Origin of the sequence: Acinetobacter sp. FDAARGOS_724, assembly GCF_013364475.1 — a bacterium.
Classification (GTDB): domain Bacteria; phylum Pseudomonadota; class Gammaproteobacteria; order Pseudomonadales; family Moraxellaceae; genus Acinetobacter; species Acinetobacter variabilis.
This window is the reverse complement of the sequence record NZ_CP054908.1, coordinates 2,560,251-2,576,948: the sequence shown is the minus strand read 5'-3', so window position 1 is coordinate 2,576,948 and position 16,698 is coordinate 2,560,251. Positions and strand designations below refer to the sequence as shown.

Genomic DNA, 16,698 nt, shown 5'->3' with positions numbered 1-16,698 from the left:
GAATAATAAAATGCAGAAGAACAAAGCAATGATGATCAAACAGCAGAAGGGGATTGCTCTGATTACCATTCTAGTGATGGTGGCTCTTGCAACTATTTTGGCTGCGACTATTGCTAAACGTCAGGCTGCAACTGCTGAAAGTACCGCTTATTTAATGCGACAAAACCAGTCTTTGATGTATGCCAAAAGTGCTGAAGCGTTTTTTTCTGAATTGCTGGTCGATGACGCCGAGAATGCAGCAGAAGTTGATCATTTAAATGAAACCTGGGCGCAGCCGATGCCGGCTTTTCCGGTTGAAGATGGCTATGTCTCGGGAATATTGCAAGATGAGTCGGGTAAGTTTAATTTAAATAGCCTGATTACAGCAGAAGGCACAGTGAATGAAAATGCTAAAGCCTGGTTTGAGTTGATATTAAAACGTGCTGGTTTGCCAGAGCAGTTGAGTGAAGCCGTGATCGACTGGCAGGATGAAGATGAAATGCCGAGTGGACCAATGGGTGCAGAGTCCATTTATTATCAGGGATTGCCGAATGGTTCTCTGCCTCCGAATGCCAAATTTCATAGCGTTGAAGAGCTGAAATTGGTACGAGGCTTTGAAGAAAACAAGTACAAATTAATTGCACCTTATCTAAGTACTGCGTCTGTAGCAGCAGATACTAAGGTCAATATTAATACCGCATCTGCATTTCTTTTGGCGAGCATGGATGAAAAGCTGGATGTGAATGCTGTGCAGCAATTGCTGGATCACCGTCAGGCGAATCTGGAATATTTTTCCAATGTGGCTGATCTCTGGACACTAGAACCCTTTGCTCAGGTGGATGCAGCCAAACATAACCTGTTTAATAACCTGCTTGGAGTGCAATCCAATCACTTTAAAGCACGTATCGAAGTGATGCTGAGTGAACGTAAACGTCAGTTTAGTAGTGATCTGGTGCGGCAGGACAAGAAGGTTTATGTTGCCTATCGAAGCATGGCGCCTTTTTAAAATATCATCATTTTAGAATGCTCTCATTTCTTGAATTTAATTCGCGTAGCCTTAATCCCTTTTCCCTATCATGATGAACTGCAAAATTAATCCTCATAGGTTTACTTTTGCTTTATAATTGAAATTAATTCACCTATTTTTTGACGACATTACGGCATATGTTAATTCGTAAGTTATTTAAGTTTGAAAATGCTCATATTGTGCGTAACTGCACCTCGGATCGGTGTAAACGTTCGATCCACGGTCACAGTTATAAAGTTGAGTTATTGCTGAAAGCGTCGAAGTTGGATCATGGCCAGATGGTATATGATTTTGGTCTGCTCAAAGGGGTGATTAAGGATTTCTTTGATTCTTTTGACCATGCGATCTGCTTCTGGCAAAAAGATGATCCTGAATATATTCAGGCATGTAAAAACTTTAGTGCACGCTGGGTATCTTTGCCAGTTTCACCGTCTGCAGAACAGTTTTCACGTATTTTCTTCTTCTTGGCTCAGCAGGTATTGGCATCCACCATTACTCAGAATGGTGAAGGGGATGTTGAAGTTTACTCTGTGATTGTCCATGAAACTGATACGGGCTATGCGCAAAGCTTCCTGGAAGATATCCAGAATGAACAGATGGGTTCACTTAGCCTGGAACAGATTGAATTCTCGGAGCAGGTCCGGGCAGAATGGACAGATTCAGAGATGTTTACGAAACTGAAACAGGATCTTCCATTTCATAACCCGGCTGTGGATCTGCAAGTCCAGCCTTAAAAATTCAAATATAAACGCAGACTGACATAGATTTAGGATTGAAGCATGTCTTTAAATGAACAGCAAATTGCGAAACTGAATAAAGTTCAGTTAGATGACAGCTGGAAATATGGACTCAGTGAGTTTTTACTGAGCCCGAAAATGGATGCGTTAAAAACATTTTTAATTGAAGAAAAAAAAGCAGACAAGGTGATTTATCCACCGAATCACCTGATTTTTAATGCTTTGAATACAACGCCATTAGACCGGGTCAAAGTGGTCATCATTGGTCAGGACCCTTATCATGGCCCGAATCAGGCGCATGGTTTAAGCTTCTCGGTGCAAAAAGGGGTTGCATTACCTCCATCTTTACGTAATATTTTTCATGAGTTACATAATGATTTAGGCGTAAAAATCCCTAAACATGGTGATTTAACTCATTGGGCGGAACAGGGTGTACTTCTGCTCAACGCTGTACTGACTGTAGAGGCAGCACAGCCAACTTCACATCAGAAACGTGGCTGGGAAGAATTCACAGATCACGTCATTGATGTATTGAATGAACAACGTGAACATATCGTTTTTATTCTTTGGGGCGCATACGCACAGCGTAAAGGACAGCGCATTGATCAAAATAAACACCTGGTCTTAAAGGCAGCACATCCTTCGCCTTTGTCAGCAAACCGGGGTGGTTTTTTTGGTTGTAAAGTTTTTTCGAAAACGAATAATTATCTCAAACAACATGGCATTGAGCCTATAGATTGGCAGCTGGACGCATGACTTATTCTCCTGTAACTACACCTTACCATCCGGACCTGATTGTTGAACAAGCCAATAATGGCTGGCGCATTGTTCGCCTGAATCGTCCAAAATCATTACACGCTTTAGATGAATCTCTGGTTTCAGCATTGCTAGAAGTCTTTCAGGACTTTCATACAGATGACAGCGTAAAAGCGATCTGGCTGGATTCAACTACCCCGAAAGCATTTTGTGCCGGTGGCGATGTACGTAAGCTGCGTCAGTTAGTAATTAATGATGAAGTGGCAACCGCCAATAAGTTTTTTGAACAGGAATATGCGCTAGATTTATTACTGCATAACTATGCCAAGCCGGTATTGGTGTGGGGTGAAGGTTATGTTATGGGTGGTGGTTTAGGCCTGTTTATGGCGGCTCCATTCCGTTTGGTGACGCCGTATTCACGTCTGGCCATGCCTGAGATTAATATTGGTTTATATCCAGATGTGGGTGCGACCCGCTTCCTAGCAGACCGTGGAGCGATTGGCCTGTTTACAGGTTTAACGGGTTCCATTATGACTGCTGCGGGTGCTTACGGTATTGGCTGGGCGACTCATATCTGTGATGCACAGCGTGATTCAGTATTAGATAAGGTCGTAAATATAGACTGGGAACATTATCCAGCTGGGGATTTCCGTGCGATTGATGACACCTTGAATAGCATGCACCGTCCGGTAGGCCCGGGTCCTTTGCAAAACTCACTGGATGTAATCCACAGTGTATGTCGTGGCGTAAACTTCGAGCACGATTATGAATCGATTATTGGTTTAAGTGATGCGCGCAGTGACTGGTTGCGTCAGGCCAGCGAAAACCTGCAAAAAGGTTCACCTGCAACCGCTGCTCTAAGCTGGTTATTATGGCAATGGGGTAAACAGGTTCATTCCTGGAATGAAATTTTCGAACTGGAAACCCAGATTTCAGACTGGAAAATCCGTCATCCTGACTTTGTTGAAGGCGTGCGTGCACGTCTGGTTGATAAAGACCTGTCTCCAGAATGGCAAAAAGGCAGTGATTTAAGCTTGAAAGGCATTCTGTCTCAGAATCCACCGGTAACCACTATTGAAAGCTGGAATGAGCTACTCAAACACTATGGTGTGATTTAAGTCTGAATGTCCGAAACACAATTTACCGATGAATACTGGATGCAGCTTGCTTATGAGCAGGCTGCACTTGCTGCTGAGCAGGGTGAAATTCCTGTAGGTGCTGTGATTGTCAGCCAAAATCAGGTTATTGGCCGTGGCTACAATGCGCCAATTTCTTTAAATGATCCGACTGCACATGCTGAAATCGTAGCATTACGTGAAGCCTGTCAGAGCCTAAAAAACTACCGCCTGCCTGAAGATGCTGTCCTCTATGTAACTCTGGAACCGTGCACCATGTGTGTAGGGGCATTGGTGCATTCGCGTATTTCGCGGGTCGTTTTTGGTACAACTGAGCCTAAAGCAGGTTCTTTGGTGAGTGCACGCAAGCTTTTTGAGACCGGCTACTATAATCATGTATTTCCATTTGACTCGGGCTGTATGCAGCAGCAGTGTGCTGAACAGCTCAGTGCATTTTTCAAGTTGCGTCGTGAACAAAAACGTCAGCTGAAATTGCAAGAAAAATTACTGAATGCTCATAAATAAATCGAATCTAATTCGTTAAACTTTGCTCACTTTAAAATCATTTATTTTCAGGAAAAAGAAAAATGAAAAATGCGATTCAGGTAAAAAAAGAATTCCCAGCAGCGATTGATAAGGTTTTTGAATTGCTGTCTAAACACGATGCTTATAACGTGGCTTTTGCACCAATGCAGGTGGAACGGATTAAGGATTCGGCAGACCCTGAGCGCCCAGATGGTGTGGGTTCTGTGCGTAGTATGGGTTTAGGTCCAGTCAAGCCGCTAAAAGAGCAAATTACCTTGCTAGAGCCGAACTCCCGTATTGAATACAAGATCGTAAAGAATCCTTTGATTAAACATCATTTGGGTATTATTGAATTTGAAGCATTGGACGATAACAAAAGTCTGGTGACTTATACGATAGAATTGCAGGCACGTCTTCCATTTGTCAGTAAATTAATTCTTGCACAGCTCAAGACAGGGATTAAACTAGGCCTCGCAAAACTTGCAAAATCTGTATAAATAACGGGAAAGTAATGACAGTTCAAATTATTACCATTGATGGTCCAAGTGGATCTGGCAAAGGCACACTGGCTGCAAAACTGGCAGCACACTACCATTTTCATTTACTGGATTCAGGGGCTTTGTATCGTTTATTAGGACTGTCATTGCATCACCATAATTTACTCGATGAACTGGATACTCAACTGGCTGAATGCGTACAAATTGCAACAAATTTGGATATCCAATTTTTCAGCACTGAATCAGGTGTTCAGGTATGGCTGAATGGTGAAGATGTCTCCCAAACTATCCGTACCGAACGGGTGGGTGAGTATGCTTCAAAAGTTGCTGCAATTCCTGAACTTAGAACTGCTATGGTGGCCCGTCAACATGCTTTTGCTCAAGCTCCTGGTCTAGTGGCAGATGGCCGCGATATGGCGACCAGTATCTTCCCAGATGCACAAGCTAAGATTTATTTGACAGCTTCGGCTGAATCCCGTGCGCAAAGACGTGTAAAGCAGTTGCAGGGTATGGGGCTGGATGTTAAAATAAACGACATTTTAGCTAATATCGAAGCGCGGGATAAACGAGATATGGAACGCACTGTCGCTCCGCTCAAACCTGCTGCTGATGCCTACATCATCGACAGTTCAGATTTGAATATCGATGAAGTATTTAAGCTGATGACCACGTATGTGGATCAGCAATTAGCTCAATAACCCTATTATTTCAGCAGATGCATAGCTTGATCAGTTTTATATGGACTATGTAGACGCTTAATTAAACCGGCCTTGTCTGATCCAAGACCGCTGACTTTATCGGATATATCATGACCGAATCTTTTGCAGCCCTCTTTGAAGAAAGCGAATTAAACCTCAACGTTGAAAAGGGTGCAGTCATCCAAGGCGTTGTAGTAAGCATCGACTCTGATTGGGTAACTGTTGACACTGGCCTTAAATCTGAAGGCGTTGTTGACCGTGCTGAGTTCTTAAATGAACAGCGCGAACTTGAAGTTCAAGTTGGCGACACTGTAGACGTAGTTGTTGAAGCACTTGACAATGGTATGGGTCAAACAGTTCTTTCTCGCGAAAAAGCTAAACGCGCTGAGACTTGGACTAAACTTGAAAAAATCTTTGAAGACGGCGAAATCGTTACTGGTGTTATCTCTGGTAAAGTTAAAGGCGGTTTCACTGTTGACATCGGTCCAGTTCGTGCGTTCCTTCCAGGTTCTTTAGTTGATACTCGTCCTATTCGTGATACTACTCACTTAGAAGGCAAAGAGTTAGAATTTAAAGTAATCAAACTTGACGCTAAACGTAACAACGTTGTTGTTTCACGTCGTGCTGTTATGGAAGCTGAATCTTCAGCTGACCGTGAAGCTCTTCTTGCTCAGCTTGAAGAAGGTCAAACAGTTACTGGTACTATTAAGAACCTTACTGATTACGGCGCGTTCGTTGACCTTGGCGGTATCGACGGTCTTCTTCACATCACTGACATGGCTTGGAAACGTATCAAGCACCCATCAGAAGTTGTTGAAGTGGGTCAAGAAGTTACTGTTAAAGTACTTAAATTCGACCGCGAACGTAACCGCGTATCTTTAGGCCTTAAACAATTAGGTGAAGATCCATGGTTAGCGATCATGAGCCGTTATCCTAAAGGTTCTATCGTTAAAGCTCGCGTAACTAACCTGACTGACTACGGCTGTTTCGCAGAAATCGCTGAAGGCGTTGAAGGTCTAGTACACGTTTCAGAAATGGACCACACTAACAAAAACATCCACCCATCTAAAGTTGTTCAGATCGGTGACGAAGTTGACGTTATGGTTCTTGAAGTGGACGAAGAACGTCGTCGTATTTCTCTTGGTATCAAACAAACTCGTGCTAACCCATGGGAAGAGTTTGCTAAGAACCACGATAAAGGTGAAAAAGTATCTGGTACTATCAAGTCAATCACTGACTTCGGTATCTTCATCGGATTACCAGGTGGTATCGATGGTCTAGTTCACTTGTCTGACATCTCTTGGAACGAACAAGGCGAAGAAGCTATCCGTCGTTACAAGAAAGGTGACACTGTTGAAGCAGTTATCCTGTCTGTAGATGCTGAAGGCAACCGTATCAGCCTTGGCATCAAACAATTGAACAGCGATCCGTTCAACGATTTCTTAGCTGCTAACGAACGCGGTGCGCTTGTTAAAGGTACTGTAACTGCAGTTGACGCTAAAGGCGCTACTGTTAAGTTAGCTGATGAAGTTGAAGCAACTCTTAAAGCATCTGAAATCAACCGCGACCGCGTTGAAGATGCGACTAAATTCCTTGAAGTTGGTCAAGAAGTTGAAGCTAAGATCATTAATGTAGATCGTAAATCTCGCTCTATCAACTTGTCTATCAAAGCGAAAGACGAAGCTGAAGAGAAAGAAGCTGTTGCAAATCTGAAAACAGCTGCTGCTGGTCAAGACAATGGTCCTAAAACTATTGGTGACTTGATCAAAGCGCAAATGAATCACTAAGAGTAGATGGTGAATTGTATTGTTAATGTAAATTAAGTAATACTTTTTACACAAATACTATAAACGGTAGCGTAGTATTTAATTATTGCGCTACCGTTTTGTATTTAAACAGGTTATTATCGGAAAATAGATCCCGAGTAGCTTGATAATTAAAGAGGTCGCAGATGACTACTGAAGCACTTAATAAGTCTGACTTAATAGAGCGCATCGCGCTAAAGAATCCGCATTTGGCTGAACCTTTAGTGGAAGAAGCAGTTAAAATTATGATTGATCAAATGATTGAAGCTTTATCATCTGATAACCGTATTGAGATTCGCGGGTTTGGCAGCTTTGCATTACATCATCGTGAGCCTCGCGTGGGTCGTAATCCTAAAACTGGTAAATCTGTTGAAGTTGCAGCAAAAGCTGTTCCACACTTTAAGCCAGGTAAAGCACTTCGTGATGCAGTAAACGAATCCGCAAGCAAATAAACAAGATATTTACGGGGTGTTCATGCGTTACGTTCTGGTCATTCTTTTATTGCTCGTCTTTGGCTATTCATTAGCTTTGGTGTTGCAAAACGGGACTGAGGTCTCAGTGGACTTGTTATTTACTCAAGTTCCTGCAATGCGTTTAGGGTTATTGCTCCTTTTGACTCTTTCCTTAGGAATAGTGGTTGGCTTGTTACTCGGTGTGCAGGTTTTCCGCGTTTTTCAGAACAATTGGGAAATTAAACGACTACGTAAAGATATTGAGCATCTACGTAAAGAACAGTTGAATACTGCCAAGATGATGGCAGCAGAAGCGGCGGCTCATACACGACATGAGAAAACAGTATTAGATATTAATTCTAATGACAGGCCATCGGCACCGCTTTAAACGAAAATGACAAGTAGAAGTAATCTACCGAATCTTTACTTCGCCTGTTTTGATCGAACGCCTTTTAGCTTAGCTTCTAAGGCGTTTTTTATTGTTTAATGGTATTTAGAAAATTATATAAAAATTATATAAATAAATGACTTAATTTGAATTAAAAAAATCATTTTTGCGAAAATATTCTTGGTTGTTATAGGGCTAATCCGTATAATGGTTTAATTTTGTCAATTTGAAGGGTCTTCTCATGAGTATCATCGTTGCACTGGATGCTAAAAGTCAATTTGATGCCTTAAGGATTGCAGAGCAGCTCGATCCTGCCTTATGCCGAGTAAAAGTGGGCAAAGAGTTATTTACTCATGAAGGTCCTATCATTGTAAAAGCACTTCAGGATAAAGGTTTTGATGTATTTCTAGATCTGAAGTTCCATGATATTCCAAATACCACTGCACAAGCGGTATGTGCCGCGGCAGACTTGGGTGTGTGGATGGTCAACGTCCACGCTTCAGGTGGTCGTAAAATGATGGAGACCTGTGTTGAGCGTTTAAAAGCAGGCAACTATAAAACTCAACTTATTGCAGTAACTGTATTAACGTCTATGGGACGCGAAGACCTGAAAGACATTGGTTTGGATATTGAACCTAATGAACATGTAAAACGTCTGGCTCAACTGACTAAAGACAGTGGCTTAGATGGAGTGGTCTGTTCCGCACAAGAAGCGAAAATGCTGCGTGAAAGCATTGGACAAGACTTTGCACTGGTCACTCCTGGGATTCGTCCTGAAGGTTCAAATGCAGACGATCAAAAACGTATTGTGACACCAAAACAGGCAATGCTGGATGGCTCAACACATCTGGTCATTGGTCGACCAATTACCAAGTCGGAAAATCCTCGTCAAACTCTAAAAGATATTTTGGCAACATTGTAATTCCGGCTACCCGCTGAAAAGCCTTTCATATGAAAGGCTTTTTTTATACATTGAGAAAAGCTGTATAAAAATAAAAAGGAATTTCAAATGAGAATAATAAAGACACCAGAACAAAAAATGCTAGAACAAAGGCTGGAAATGGAAAAAATAGCAGATCAGTTCGAACAGCAGGAAAAATATAAACAACAGGCACAGTCGGGTTCATGGGACTGGATGTCAGGCCTTGATAGCATAGATATTGTAGAACTCGCTTCAGAGATGATGGAGACAGTAGCGGATTCATTGAGTAGGGTTGATTTGAATTTTTAATATTCCGTAGTTTATTTTATTTCTAATTGAATCCCCCTAAATCCCCCTTTATGAAAGGGAGGTCGGGAGGTATTTTTAAATTACCGCCAACACACTTACCGCTACTGGCGCCAATATAGATAAAATAAAACCGCTCACCATGGCATGTGGAATAAAATCATTGCCACAAGCCTGTTTGACCATGGGTAAAGTCACATCCATCGCAGTCGCACCTGCAGCAGAAATTGCTGATCTTGGGTAACGCCAGCCGGCACAATACATCAGTAAAATCGCAAAAATTTCCCGAAACAGGTCATTCATCAGGGCAATACTACCCAGTTCTGCATTTCTCAGTTCCGTGATGACAACACCCGACATGGAATAAAAACCATAACCTTGCGACAGCATAATCAGGTCTTTTAAATGAATATCCGGATTCCAGAAAGAATAGGCAATTGCAGCCACGCATGAACCAGCAATACAACCTGCCGGAACCAGCAGGATTTTCCAGTTTAACCATGAGCGGTCAAGTGGTGAGTAGGCAAGATCCAGTCCAATCAGAAACATAAAGACCAGTAATAAATGCCAAGTGCTGATTTGAACAGAAAGCCCCATTTGAGTGAAACTATAATGTAGTAGATAGCCAGCAGCTAAGGCAAAGAATGCATAACTGATATTGATTAGTGATTTAATCACTAGCTCAGTCGAGACTCGTCCAGAAGAAGGCTGGAAATCTGCCCATTTAAATAGCAGATAACAACAGCCAAATGCCCCAATAGAGGTGAGAAAAGCAATTGTAATAGAGGTATTTAGAATCTGGGCAGGGTAAGGTAATTCCGTCAGAAGCTCAGAAAACTCAAAAGCGATGGCAATCAGCAAAATATAACTGAAATATGGAAGAACCTTAAAGCATATTTTCGTGAGTGAAGCAGGAAGCCGTTTTGCAAAAACAAAACCAAGCGCTAAACAGACCAGAAGCTGGGATACTAACCAAAGCGATTGCATAATAAAAAAGTATGATAAATCAGTCTTTATTATGCCATCGCTAGCCCTATGAATGTGAGGGACTTTTAACTGGCTTTATTTAAAAAATAATAATCTGCTGCATTAAGGGTTTTGGTTTTGAGCCAGTATTTCCAGGTATAGGTGGGCCATAAGGCAAAATTTTTCCCACCTTCTTGTTGATACCAGCTGATACAGCCAGATTGCCAGACCGTATTGTCCAGCATATGTTGGACATCCTGATTGAATTTTTCCTGTACCTGATCTTTGGCCACAATCGCATTACTATGTGATTGATCTACTAGGGCGATCATTTGCAGGATATAACTTACTTGCGCTTCAATCATAAAAAGCACTGAGTTATGTGCCAACACAGTATTCGGTCCTAATAGCTGGAACAGATTCGGAAAACCTTTAACACAGATTCCATAATAGCTTTCGGCACCATCTTTCCAGACATCAGTTAAGTGAATGTCATTCAGGCCAGTGCAATCGAAATTTTTCAGATAAATTCTTGGATCGGTAATAAATCCGGTACCGTAGATCAGGCACTCAATCGGACGTACTTTACCATCTACAGTAATAGTACTGTTTTCGGTCACTTCACGAATACCTTCAGTCACTAGTTCCGCATTTTTACGGTTAAAGGTAGGGAAGTATTGGTTAGACACCAGAATCCGTTTGCAGCCCATGATGTAATCTGGGGTCAATTTCTTGGCAGTTTCCTTGTCCTTGACCTGATAGCGAATATAAGCTTCTGCGAGTTTCTGAGCATATTTCATGACAGTTGGTTTAACGATAGGCACTACACGCGACTCATTAGACCAGTACAGACGAATCCGGTGTAACTTGCGGAACCATTCATATTTGGAAAACAGCTTTTTTTCCAGGTCATGATATAGGCGCTCATCCCGTGGAATAACCCAAGCCGCAGTACGTTGAAAGACATAGAGCTGTTTGCATTTGGGTGCAATTTTAGGGATATATTGAATTGCACTGCCACAAGCCCCAATCGATGCAACATTTTTTCCCTTGAGATCATAATGATGATCCCAGTGAGAAGAGTGAAAGATTTTACCCTTAAATTTTTCAATGCCCGTAATATGGGGAATTTGAGGAACATGTAAAGGACCAGAGGCAAATACTACAAACTGAGCTTCCAGAATGCTTTGATCCTGCAGATGGATTTACCATAAGCATCGGTCTTACTGGTAATGAACCCCAAGTACTTCGGTATTCAGCCGAGCAAAAGCCCGAAGATTATAATGACTGACTAAATCTTGAATATAGCTGAAAATTTCCGGTGCTTCGGCATAGCGTTTTGACCAGTCAGTTTTGGGTGCAAAGGAAAGGGAATACATATGTGATTGCACATCACAGGCCGCTCCCAGATACTGATTATCGCGCCAGGTTCCCCCAAAATCGCTATCTTTTTCTAAAATAATAAAATCATGGATGCCTTACTGTTGTAAACGTATTGCCATCGCTATCCCGCCAAAACCGGCACCGATAATGGCCACTTTGGTATAAGGATGAGTGTGGGTAAGGCGTGTATTGTCCAGCATCTTCGCATTCCTTGCTTATTTTAATAATGGATAATTATCTTGATTTATTAACTGGCTATTAGATATAAAATTGATCTAAACGGCAATAGCCGACGGTTTATTTTTATAGTACAACTAGAGCTATCACATTGTATTCGTATAGTTATGAAACGTTCTGTTCTCAGTCTGATGTATCTGATCCAGGGCATGCGCAAGGCTGGTATAGAGGTCGATCAAAAACTGCAAAATATCGGCTTGCGTGTTGATGCGCTTGATCCGACTTCAATCATTCACCCAAGCGTGGAATATGATGTGCTCAAGGTGGTGGGTCAGGATATCCAGCCAGAACAGGGTTTATCGATCGGCCAGCATTATGCATTGGCAGGTTATGGGCCTTTGCTGATGTTGCTGGTGACCAGTCCAACCGTACGGGATGCGATGCATCAGGTAATTCGTTTTCAGCAATTGACGCATCTTACCGGCCAGTTGGGACTGGAGCAAAGTGAGTACCACAGTGCGCTTTGCTATTATCCCAAGAAAACGGAAGACCATCTGGGAATGCTGGTCGCGCAAGCTGAGATTTCAGGTACATTCAAGTTCATTCGCGATATTTACAAGATGATGGGCCTGTCCAAACCTGACCTGCAGATTGAACTGCCTTTCGCCGCACCGGAACAATCTGCTACCCAGAAAATCTATCGTGATTATTATGGAACACAGGTACAGTTTGGTGTTGCAAGAGCTGCATTCTGGTTTGATGAGGCCATTCTGGATATCCGGATTCCTTCAGCAGATGCGGAGACCTTTGCAGTTTATGAGGCAAAGTGTCTGGCTGAACTGGAACGTCTGGCAGAAGATGCTGATGTCCCAACTGTGGTACAGCGAGTACAGGATTATCTGGAGTTGCAAACCGGTTTGATGCCGAGTATGGCTGAAACGGCTCAGGCTCTGAATATTCCAGAACGTACTTTACGCCATCAATTACAGCAGTTCGATACCAGTTATAAACAGATTCGCGAAGAGATTATTAAAGATAAAGCTTTACGACTCATTGAATATAAACAGTATTCGATTGAAATGATTGCAGAGTTATTGGGTTATTCCGAACCGGCTGCTTTTAACCATGCCTTTAAGCGCTGGTTTGGGCAAAGTCCTCGGCAATATATAAAATAGCCTAAGTTAGTTAATGCCAAAGTGTTATAGTGTGCGTTCTAAACTCCGCTATAATTAAACAGATCCTGAATAGTACGAAACCTATGTCCGATTTTAATTCACAGCACAGCACCGCTTTTAGTCCGATCTCTCCTGCAGAACGTTATGCACAGGCTTTGTCTTCAGGACAGTTTATGCCTGATGATGCACAGGCCATGGCAGTACATGAGCTGAATCGTACCTGGCTGGAATTAATTCAGCGCTTCAAAGCTTCTAAAAAAGCCTTTCGTCGCTTCCGTCGTCAGACTTCGCCAAAAGGCGTATATATGTGGGGCGGAGTCGGTCGTGGAAAGACCTGGCTCATGGATCAGTTCTATGAGTCGATTCCATTTCGCCGTAAAACCCGTATGCACTTTCACCATTTCATGCAGCATGTGCATCGTGAGTTAAACAAGCTTTCAGGTCAGCGCAATCCGCTAGATCTGGTAGCGGATCAGATTTATAAAGATGCTGTGGTGATCTGCTTTGATGAATTTTTTGTATCTAATGTGACAGATGCCATGATCCTGAGTGATCTGTTCCAGAAGCTGTTTGAGCGTGGCATTACGCTGGTGGCGACTTCGAATATTGCGCCAGATGGTTTATATAAAAATGGGATTCACCGTGACCGTTTTCTGCCAACCATTGAAATGGTCAAGAAAAACTGTGTCATTCTGAATGTAGATGCCGGTGTGGATTACCGTTTACGTGTCTTAAAGCAGGCACAGTTATTCAAATATCCACTAACGCATGACAATAAAAACTGGTTGGCACATCGCTATACTGCACTGACTCAAACCCAAATCTCTTCTCAAGAGTCAATCATCATCAATAACCGTATTGTGGAAACTGTAGCCCATACTGAAGATGTCTTGTGGTGTGAGTTCTCTGAACTGTGTCTAAAACCGCGTAGCCCAGCTGACTTCATTGAAATTGCGAATATTTACAATACGGTATTAGTCAGCAATGTGCCGCATTTAACCGATTTCCTGAATGATGCCACACGCCGTTTCATTTATCTGGTCGATGAATTTTATGACCGTGGAGTCAAATTACTATTGACCTCAGAAGATAATATCGTTGATCTTTATAAAGGTGAGCGACTGGCTTTCGAAATTGAACGGACTCGTTCACGCTTATTGGAAATGCAGTCAGATGAATACCTGCATTCTGAACATCGCCAGATCGAGAAAATAGCTTCGAGCGAGCCTGAATAAATACAACAAGCGCTGGTCATGACCGGCGCTTTTTTATGCATTTCATTGCATCAAAGATCGACAAGTTCAGCCAAACATGGCTTAATCTTGATCTAAATATGACCTTGTATAAAAAGAACGGACAACTTTTATTCAAAATTCTGAACTTAAGTCTAATTTCTACATTTCAAAAACTTTATACACTGTCATGAGGGTATTTAGCAGGGTGATATTGCATCGTGTGAGACATCATTTAATAAGGATATGAGGGTATTCTTATTAGAAAAATGCTCATTATTTTGCGGTGTGATAGTACTATTCAGCTAGATTTTAATCGGTATACTAGAATCTCTTGTATAAAAAGTAGCAATATCAGGAAAGACAATGACTGCACGTATTCAAAAAGGCAAGTTAGCGATTGCTAAAGAACTTTACGATTTTATCGAAAATGAAGCACTACCAGGTTCTGGTTTGGACAGCGAAACATACTGGAAGAACTTTGAACAAGTCGTTGTTGATCTTAGCCCTAAAAACAAAGCACTTTTGGCTAAGCGTGATGATATTCAAGCTAAAATTGATGAATGGCATCGCAATAACACATTTGAATTACAAGCTTACAAAGCTTTCTTGACTGAAATTGGCTACTTATTACCAGAAGTAGAAGATTTCCAGATCAGCACTGAAAATGTAGACGAAGAGATTGCACTATTGGCTGGCCCACAGTTGGTAGTTCCAGTACGTAATGCGCGTTACTGCCTGAACGCAGCGAATGCACGCTGGGGTTCTTTATACGACGCTTTATACGGCTTCGACGTGATCTCTGAAGAAGATGGTGCTGAAAAAGGTAAAGGCTATAACCCGAAACGTGGTGAGAAAGTAATTGCATTCGCGAAAAACTTCTTAAATGAAACATTCCCTCTGGCACAAGGTTCACATGCTGATGCAACCAAATATGCAGTTGAAGGTAATGCGCTGGTTGTAACGCTGAAAGACGGTTCTACCACAACTGTTGCGGATAGCTCTAAATTCGTTGGTTACAATGGCGAAGCTTCTGCGCCGACTGAAATCGTACTAAAAAATAACGGCCTGCATGCAATCATCCAGATTGATGCAAACAGCCCAATTGGCCAAACAGATGCAGCAGGCGTAAAAGACGTTGTGCTTGAAGCAGCTGTAACGACGATTCAGGACTTGGAAGACTCTGTTGCAGCAGTTGATGCTGAAGAAAAAGTAGAAGGCTACCGTAATTGGTTAGGCTTGATGAAGGGTACGCTTGAAGAGTCTATCGAGAAAAATGGCAAGACCATTACCCGTAAACTCAATGCTGACCGTACTTTCAAAAATGTTGAAGGCGGTGAGACCAAGGTTCATGGTCGTTCATTGATGCTGCTTCGTAACGTTGGTCACTTGATGACAAACCCAGCGATCCTTGTAGATGGCGAAGAAATTTATGAAGGCATCATGGATGCATTGGTAACTCCATTGCTTTCTGTGGCTGATATCCGTGGTGAGAATACGATCAAGAACTCACGTACCGGTTCTATGTATATCGTTAAGCCAAAAATGCACGGTCCAGAAGAAGTTGCATTTGCGGTTGAGCTGTTTGAACGTGCTGAACAGGCGCTTGGCTTACCTGCGAAAACCCTGAAAATCGGTATCATGGATGAAGAACGCCGTACTTCGGTTAACCTGAAAAACTGTATTGCTCAGGCAAAAGACCGTACCATCTTTATTAATACTGGTTTCATGGACCGTACAGGTGATGAAATCCATACCTTCATGGAAGCAGGGCCATTCGTTCGTAAAGGCGAAATCAAAGGCCAAAAATGGTTCCCAGCTTATGAGAACCGTAACGTGATGGTAGGTCTGCAAACGGGTCTACGTGGTAAAGCACAGATTGGTAAAGGCATGTGGCCAAAACCAGACATGCTGTTAGACATGTACAAAACCAAGACTGAACATCCTGAAGCAGGCGCAAGCTGTGCATGGGTTCCGTCTCCAACAGGTGCAGTGATTCACGCGATTCACTACCATCAAATTAATGTAGCAAACCGTCAGCAAGAATTGCTTGCAACTGAAGCATTGCCTTTAGATGATTTGTTAACTCCACCTCTTGCAACTGATACCAACTGGTCTGAAGAAGAGAAACTAAAAGAACTGGAAAATAACTGCCAAGGTATCTTGGGTTATGTCGTTCGTTGGGTTGATCTGGGTGTAGGTTGTTCTAAAGTTCCAGACATCAATGATGTGGGCTTGATGGAAGACCGTGCAACTTTACGTATTTCTTCTCAGCACGTTGCCAACTGGTTACGTCACGGAATTGTAACGCGTGAACAGGTTGAAGAAGTAATGCAACGCATGGCGAAAATCGTGGATGAGCAAAATGCGAATGATCCACTGTACAAGCCAATGGCTGCTGACTTTGACAACAGCATTGCATTCCAGGCTGCTTCTGACCTGATCTTTAAAGGTGGTGAACAGCCATCAGGTTATACAGAGCCGCTTCTACATGCAGCACGTTTAAAACTTAAAGGTTATACAGGTGACTAATCCTGTAACTTGAAAAAGCCTCTTCG

Annotated in this window: 16 protein-coding genes and 1 pseudogene; 15 read left to right on the top strand and 2 right to left on the bottom strand. The window is 42.3% G+C overall.

Features of this window, described 5'->3' with window-relative positions; translation table 11 throughout:
• The first annotated feature begins 10 nt into the window (after positions 1-10).
• The 12 genes from gspK to FOC32_RS13450 all read left to right on the top strand — a co-directional run bounded on the left by gspK (position 11) and on the right by FOC32_RS13450 (position 9,210).
• On the top strand, positions 11-985 hold the full coding sequence (gspK, locus tag FOC32_RS13505) for a type II secretion system minor pseudopilin GspK (protein WP_175967784.1): 975 nt from the start codon (positions 11-13) through the stop codon (positions 983-985).
• 158 nt (positions 986-1,143) lie between these two features.
• On the top strand, positions 1,144-1,740 hold the full coding sequence (locus FOC32_RS13500) for a 6-pyruvoyl trahydropterin synthase family protein (RefSeq protein ID WP_175967783.1): 597 nt from the start codon (positions 1,144-1,146) through the stop codon (positions 1,738-1,740).
• A 45-nt stretch (positions 1,741-1,785) separates the two neighbouring features.
• The gene (gene ung, locus FOC32_RS13495) at positions 1,786-2,499 is read left to right on the top strand and encodes a uracil-DNA glycosylase (protein ID WP_004783992.1); all 714 of its coding nucleotides are present in this window, start codon (positions 1,786-1,788) and stop codon (positions 2,497-2,499) included.
• Positions 2,496-3,617, top strand: coding sequence for an enoyl-CoA hydratase/isomerase family protein (locus FOC32_RS13490; protein ID WP_004783991.1), 1,122 nt, complete (start codon positions 2,496-2,498; stop codon positions 3,615-3,617). Before ung ends, FOC32_RS13490 begins: the two co-directional genes overlap by 4 nt.
• Before the next feature lie 6 nt (positions 3,618-3,623).
• Complete coding sequence (gene tadA / locus FOC32_RS13485; RefSeq protein ID WP_004783990.1) at positions 3,624-4,139, top strand: tRNA adenosine(34) deaminase TadA; 516 nt, start codon at positions 3,624-3,626, stop codon at positions 4,137-4,139.
• A gap of 62 nt (positions 4,140-4,201) precedes the next feature.
• Positions 4,202-4,636 (top strand): SRPBCC family protein, encoded by a 435-nt coding sequence (locus tag FOC32_RS13480; RefSeq protein ID WP_004783989.1) that lies wholly within the window; start codon positions 4,202-4,204, stop codon positions 4,634-4,636.
• 14 nt (positions 4,637-4,650) lie between these two features.
• Positions 4,651-5,334: a (d)CMP kinase gene (cmk, locus tag FOC32_RS13475; RefSeq protein ID WP_034702305.1), complete on the top strand. Its 684-nt coding sequence runs from the start codon at positions 4,651-4,653 to the stop codon at positions 5,332-5,334.
• Between the two features lie 110 nt (positions 5,335-5,444).
• Complete coding sequence (gene rpsA, locus FOC32_RS13470) at positions 5,445-7,121, top strand: 30S ribosomal protein S1 (protein WP_004783987.1); 1,677 nt, start codon at positions 5,445-5,447, stop codon at positions 7,119-7,121.
• Between the two features lie 164 nt (positions 7,122-7,285).
• Positions 7,286-7,591 (top strand): integration host factor subunit beta, encoded by a 306-nt coding sequence (locus FOC32_RS13465; protein ID WP_004783986.1) that lies wholly within the window; start codon positions 7,286-7,288, stop codon positions 7,589-7,591.
• 22 nt (positions 7,592-7,613) lie between these two features.
• The gene (locus FOC32_RS13460; protein WP_004783984.1) at positions 7,614-7,979 is read left to right on the top strand and encodes a lipopolysaccharide assembly protein LapA domain-containing protein; all 366 of its coding nucleotides are present in this window, start codon (positions 7,614-7,616) and stop codon (positions 7,977-7,979) included.
• Between the two features lie 241 nt (positions 7,980-8,220).
• Complete coding sequence (gene pyrF / locus FOC32_RS13455; RefSeq protein ID WP_004783982.1) at positions 8,221-8,901, top strand: orotidine-5'-phosphate decarboxylase; 681 nt, start codon at positions 8,221-8,223, stop codon at positions 8,899-8,901.
• A gap of 87 nt (positions 8,902-8,988) precedes the next feature.
• Positions 8,989-9,210, top strand: a complete 222-nt coding sequence (locus FOC32_RS13450; protein WP_004783980.1) for a hypothetical protein — start codon at positions 8,989-8,991, stop codon at positions 9,208-9,210.
• Positions 9,211-9,285: 75 nt separating this feature from the next.
• On the opposite strand, the gene FOC32_RS13445 is transcribed toward FOC32_RS13450, so the two are convergent.
• Both FOC32_RS13445 and FOC32_RS13440 read right to left on the bottom strand, forming a co-directional pair.
• Entirely contained in the window at positions 9,286-10,194 is a 909-nt protein-coding gene (locus tag FOC32_RS13445) for a lysine exporter LysO family protein (protein ID WP_004783979.1), read from the bottom strand.
• 65 nt (positions 10,195-10,259) lie between these two features.
• A pseudogene (locus FOC32_RS13440) lies at positions 10,260-11,756 on the bottom strand (flavin-containing monooxygenase).
• A gap of 144 nt (positions 11,757-11,900) precedes the next feature.
• Here FOC32_RS13440 and FOC32_RS13435 point away from each other — a divergent pair.
• From FOC32_RS13435 to FOC32_RS13425, 3 genes are all read left to right on the top strand, one after another.
• Complete coding sequence (locus FOC32_RS13435; RefSeq protein ID WP_034702310.1) at positions 11,901-12,908, top strand: helix-turn-helix domain-containing protein; 1,008 nt, start codon at positions 11,901-11,903, stop codon at positions 12,906-12,908.
• Between the two features lie 83 nt (positions 12,909-12,991).
• Positions 12,992-14,143 carry a cell division protein ZapE gene (gene zapE, locus FOC32_RS13430; protein ID WP_034702312.1) on the top strand — a complete coding sequence of 384 codons (1,152 nt, stop codon included), beginning with the start codon at positions 12,992-12,994 and terminating at the stop codon, positions 14,141-14,143.
• Positions 14,144-14,506: 363 nt separating this feature from the next.
• Positions 14,507-16,672: a malate synthase G gene (locus FOC32_RS13425; RefSeq protein ID WP_034702314.1), complete on the top strand. Its 2,166-nt coding sequence runs from the start codon at positions 14,507-14,509 to the stop codon at positions 16,670-16,672.
• The last annotated feature ends 26 nt before the right edge of the window (positions 16,673-16,698 follow it).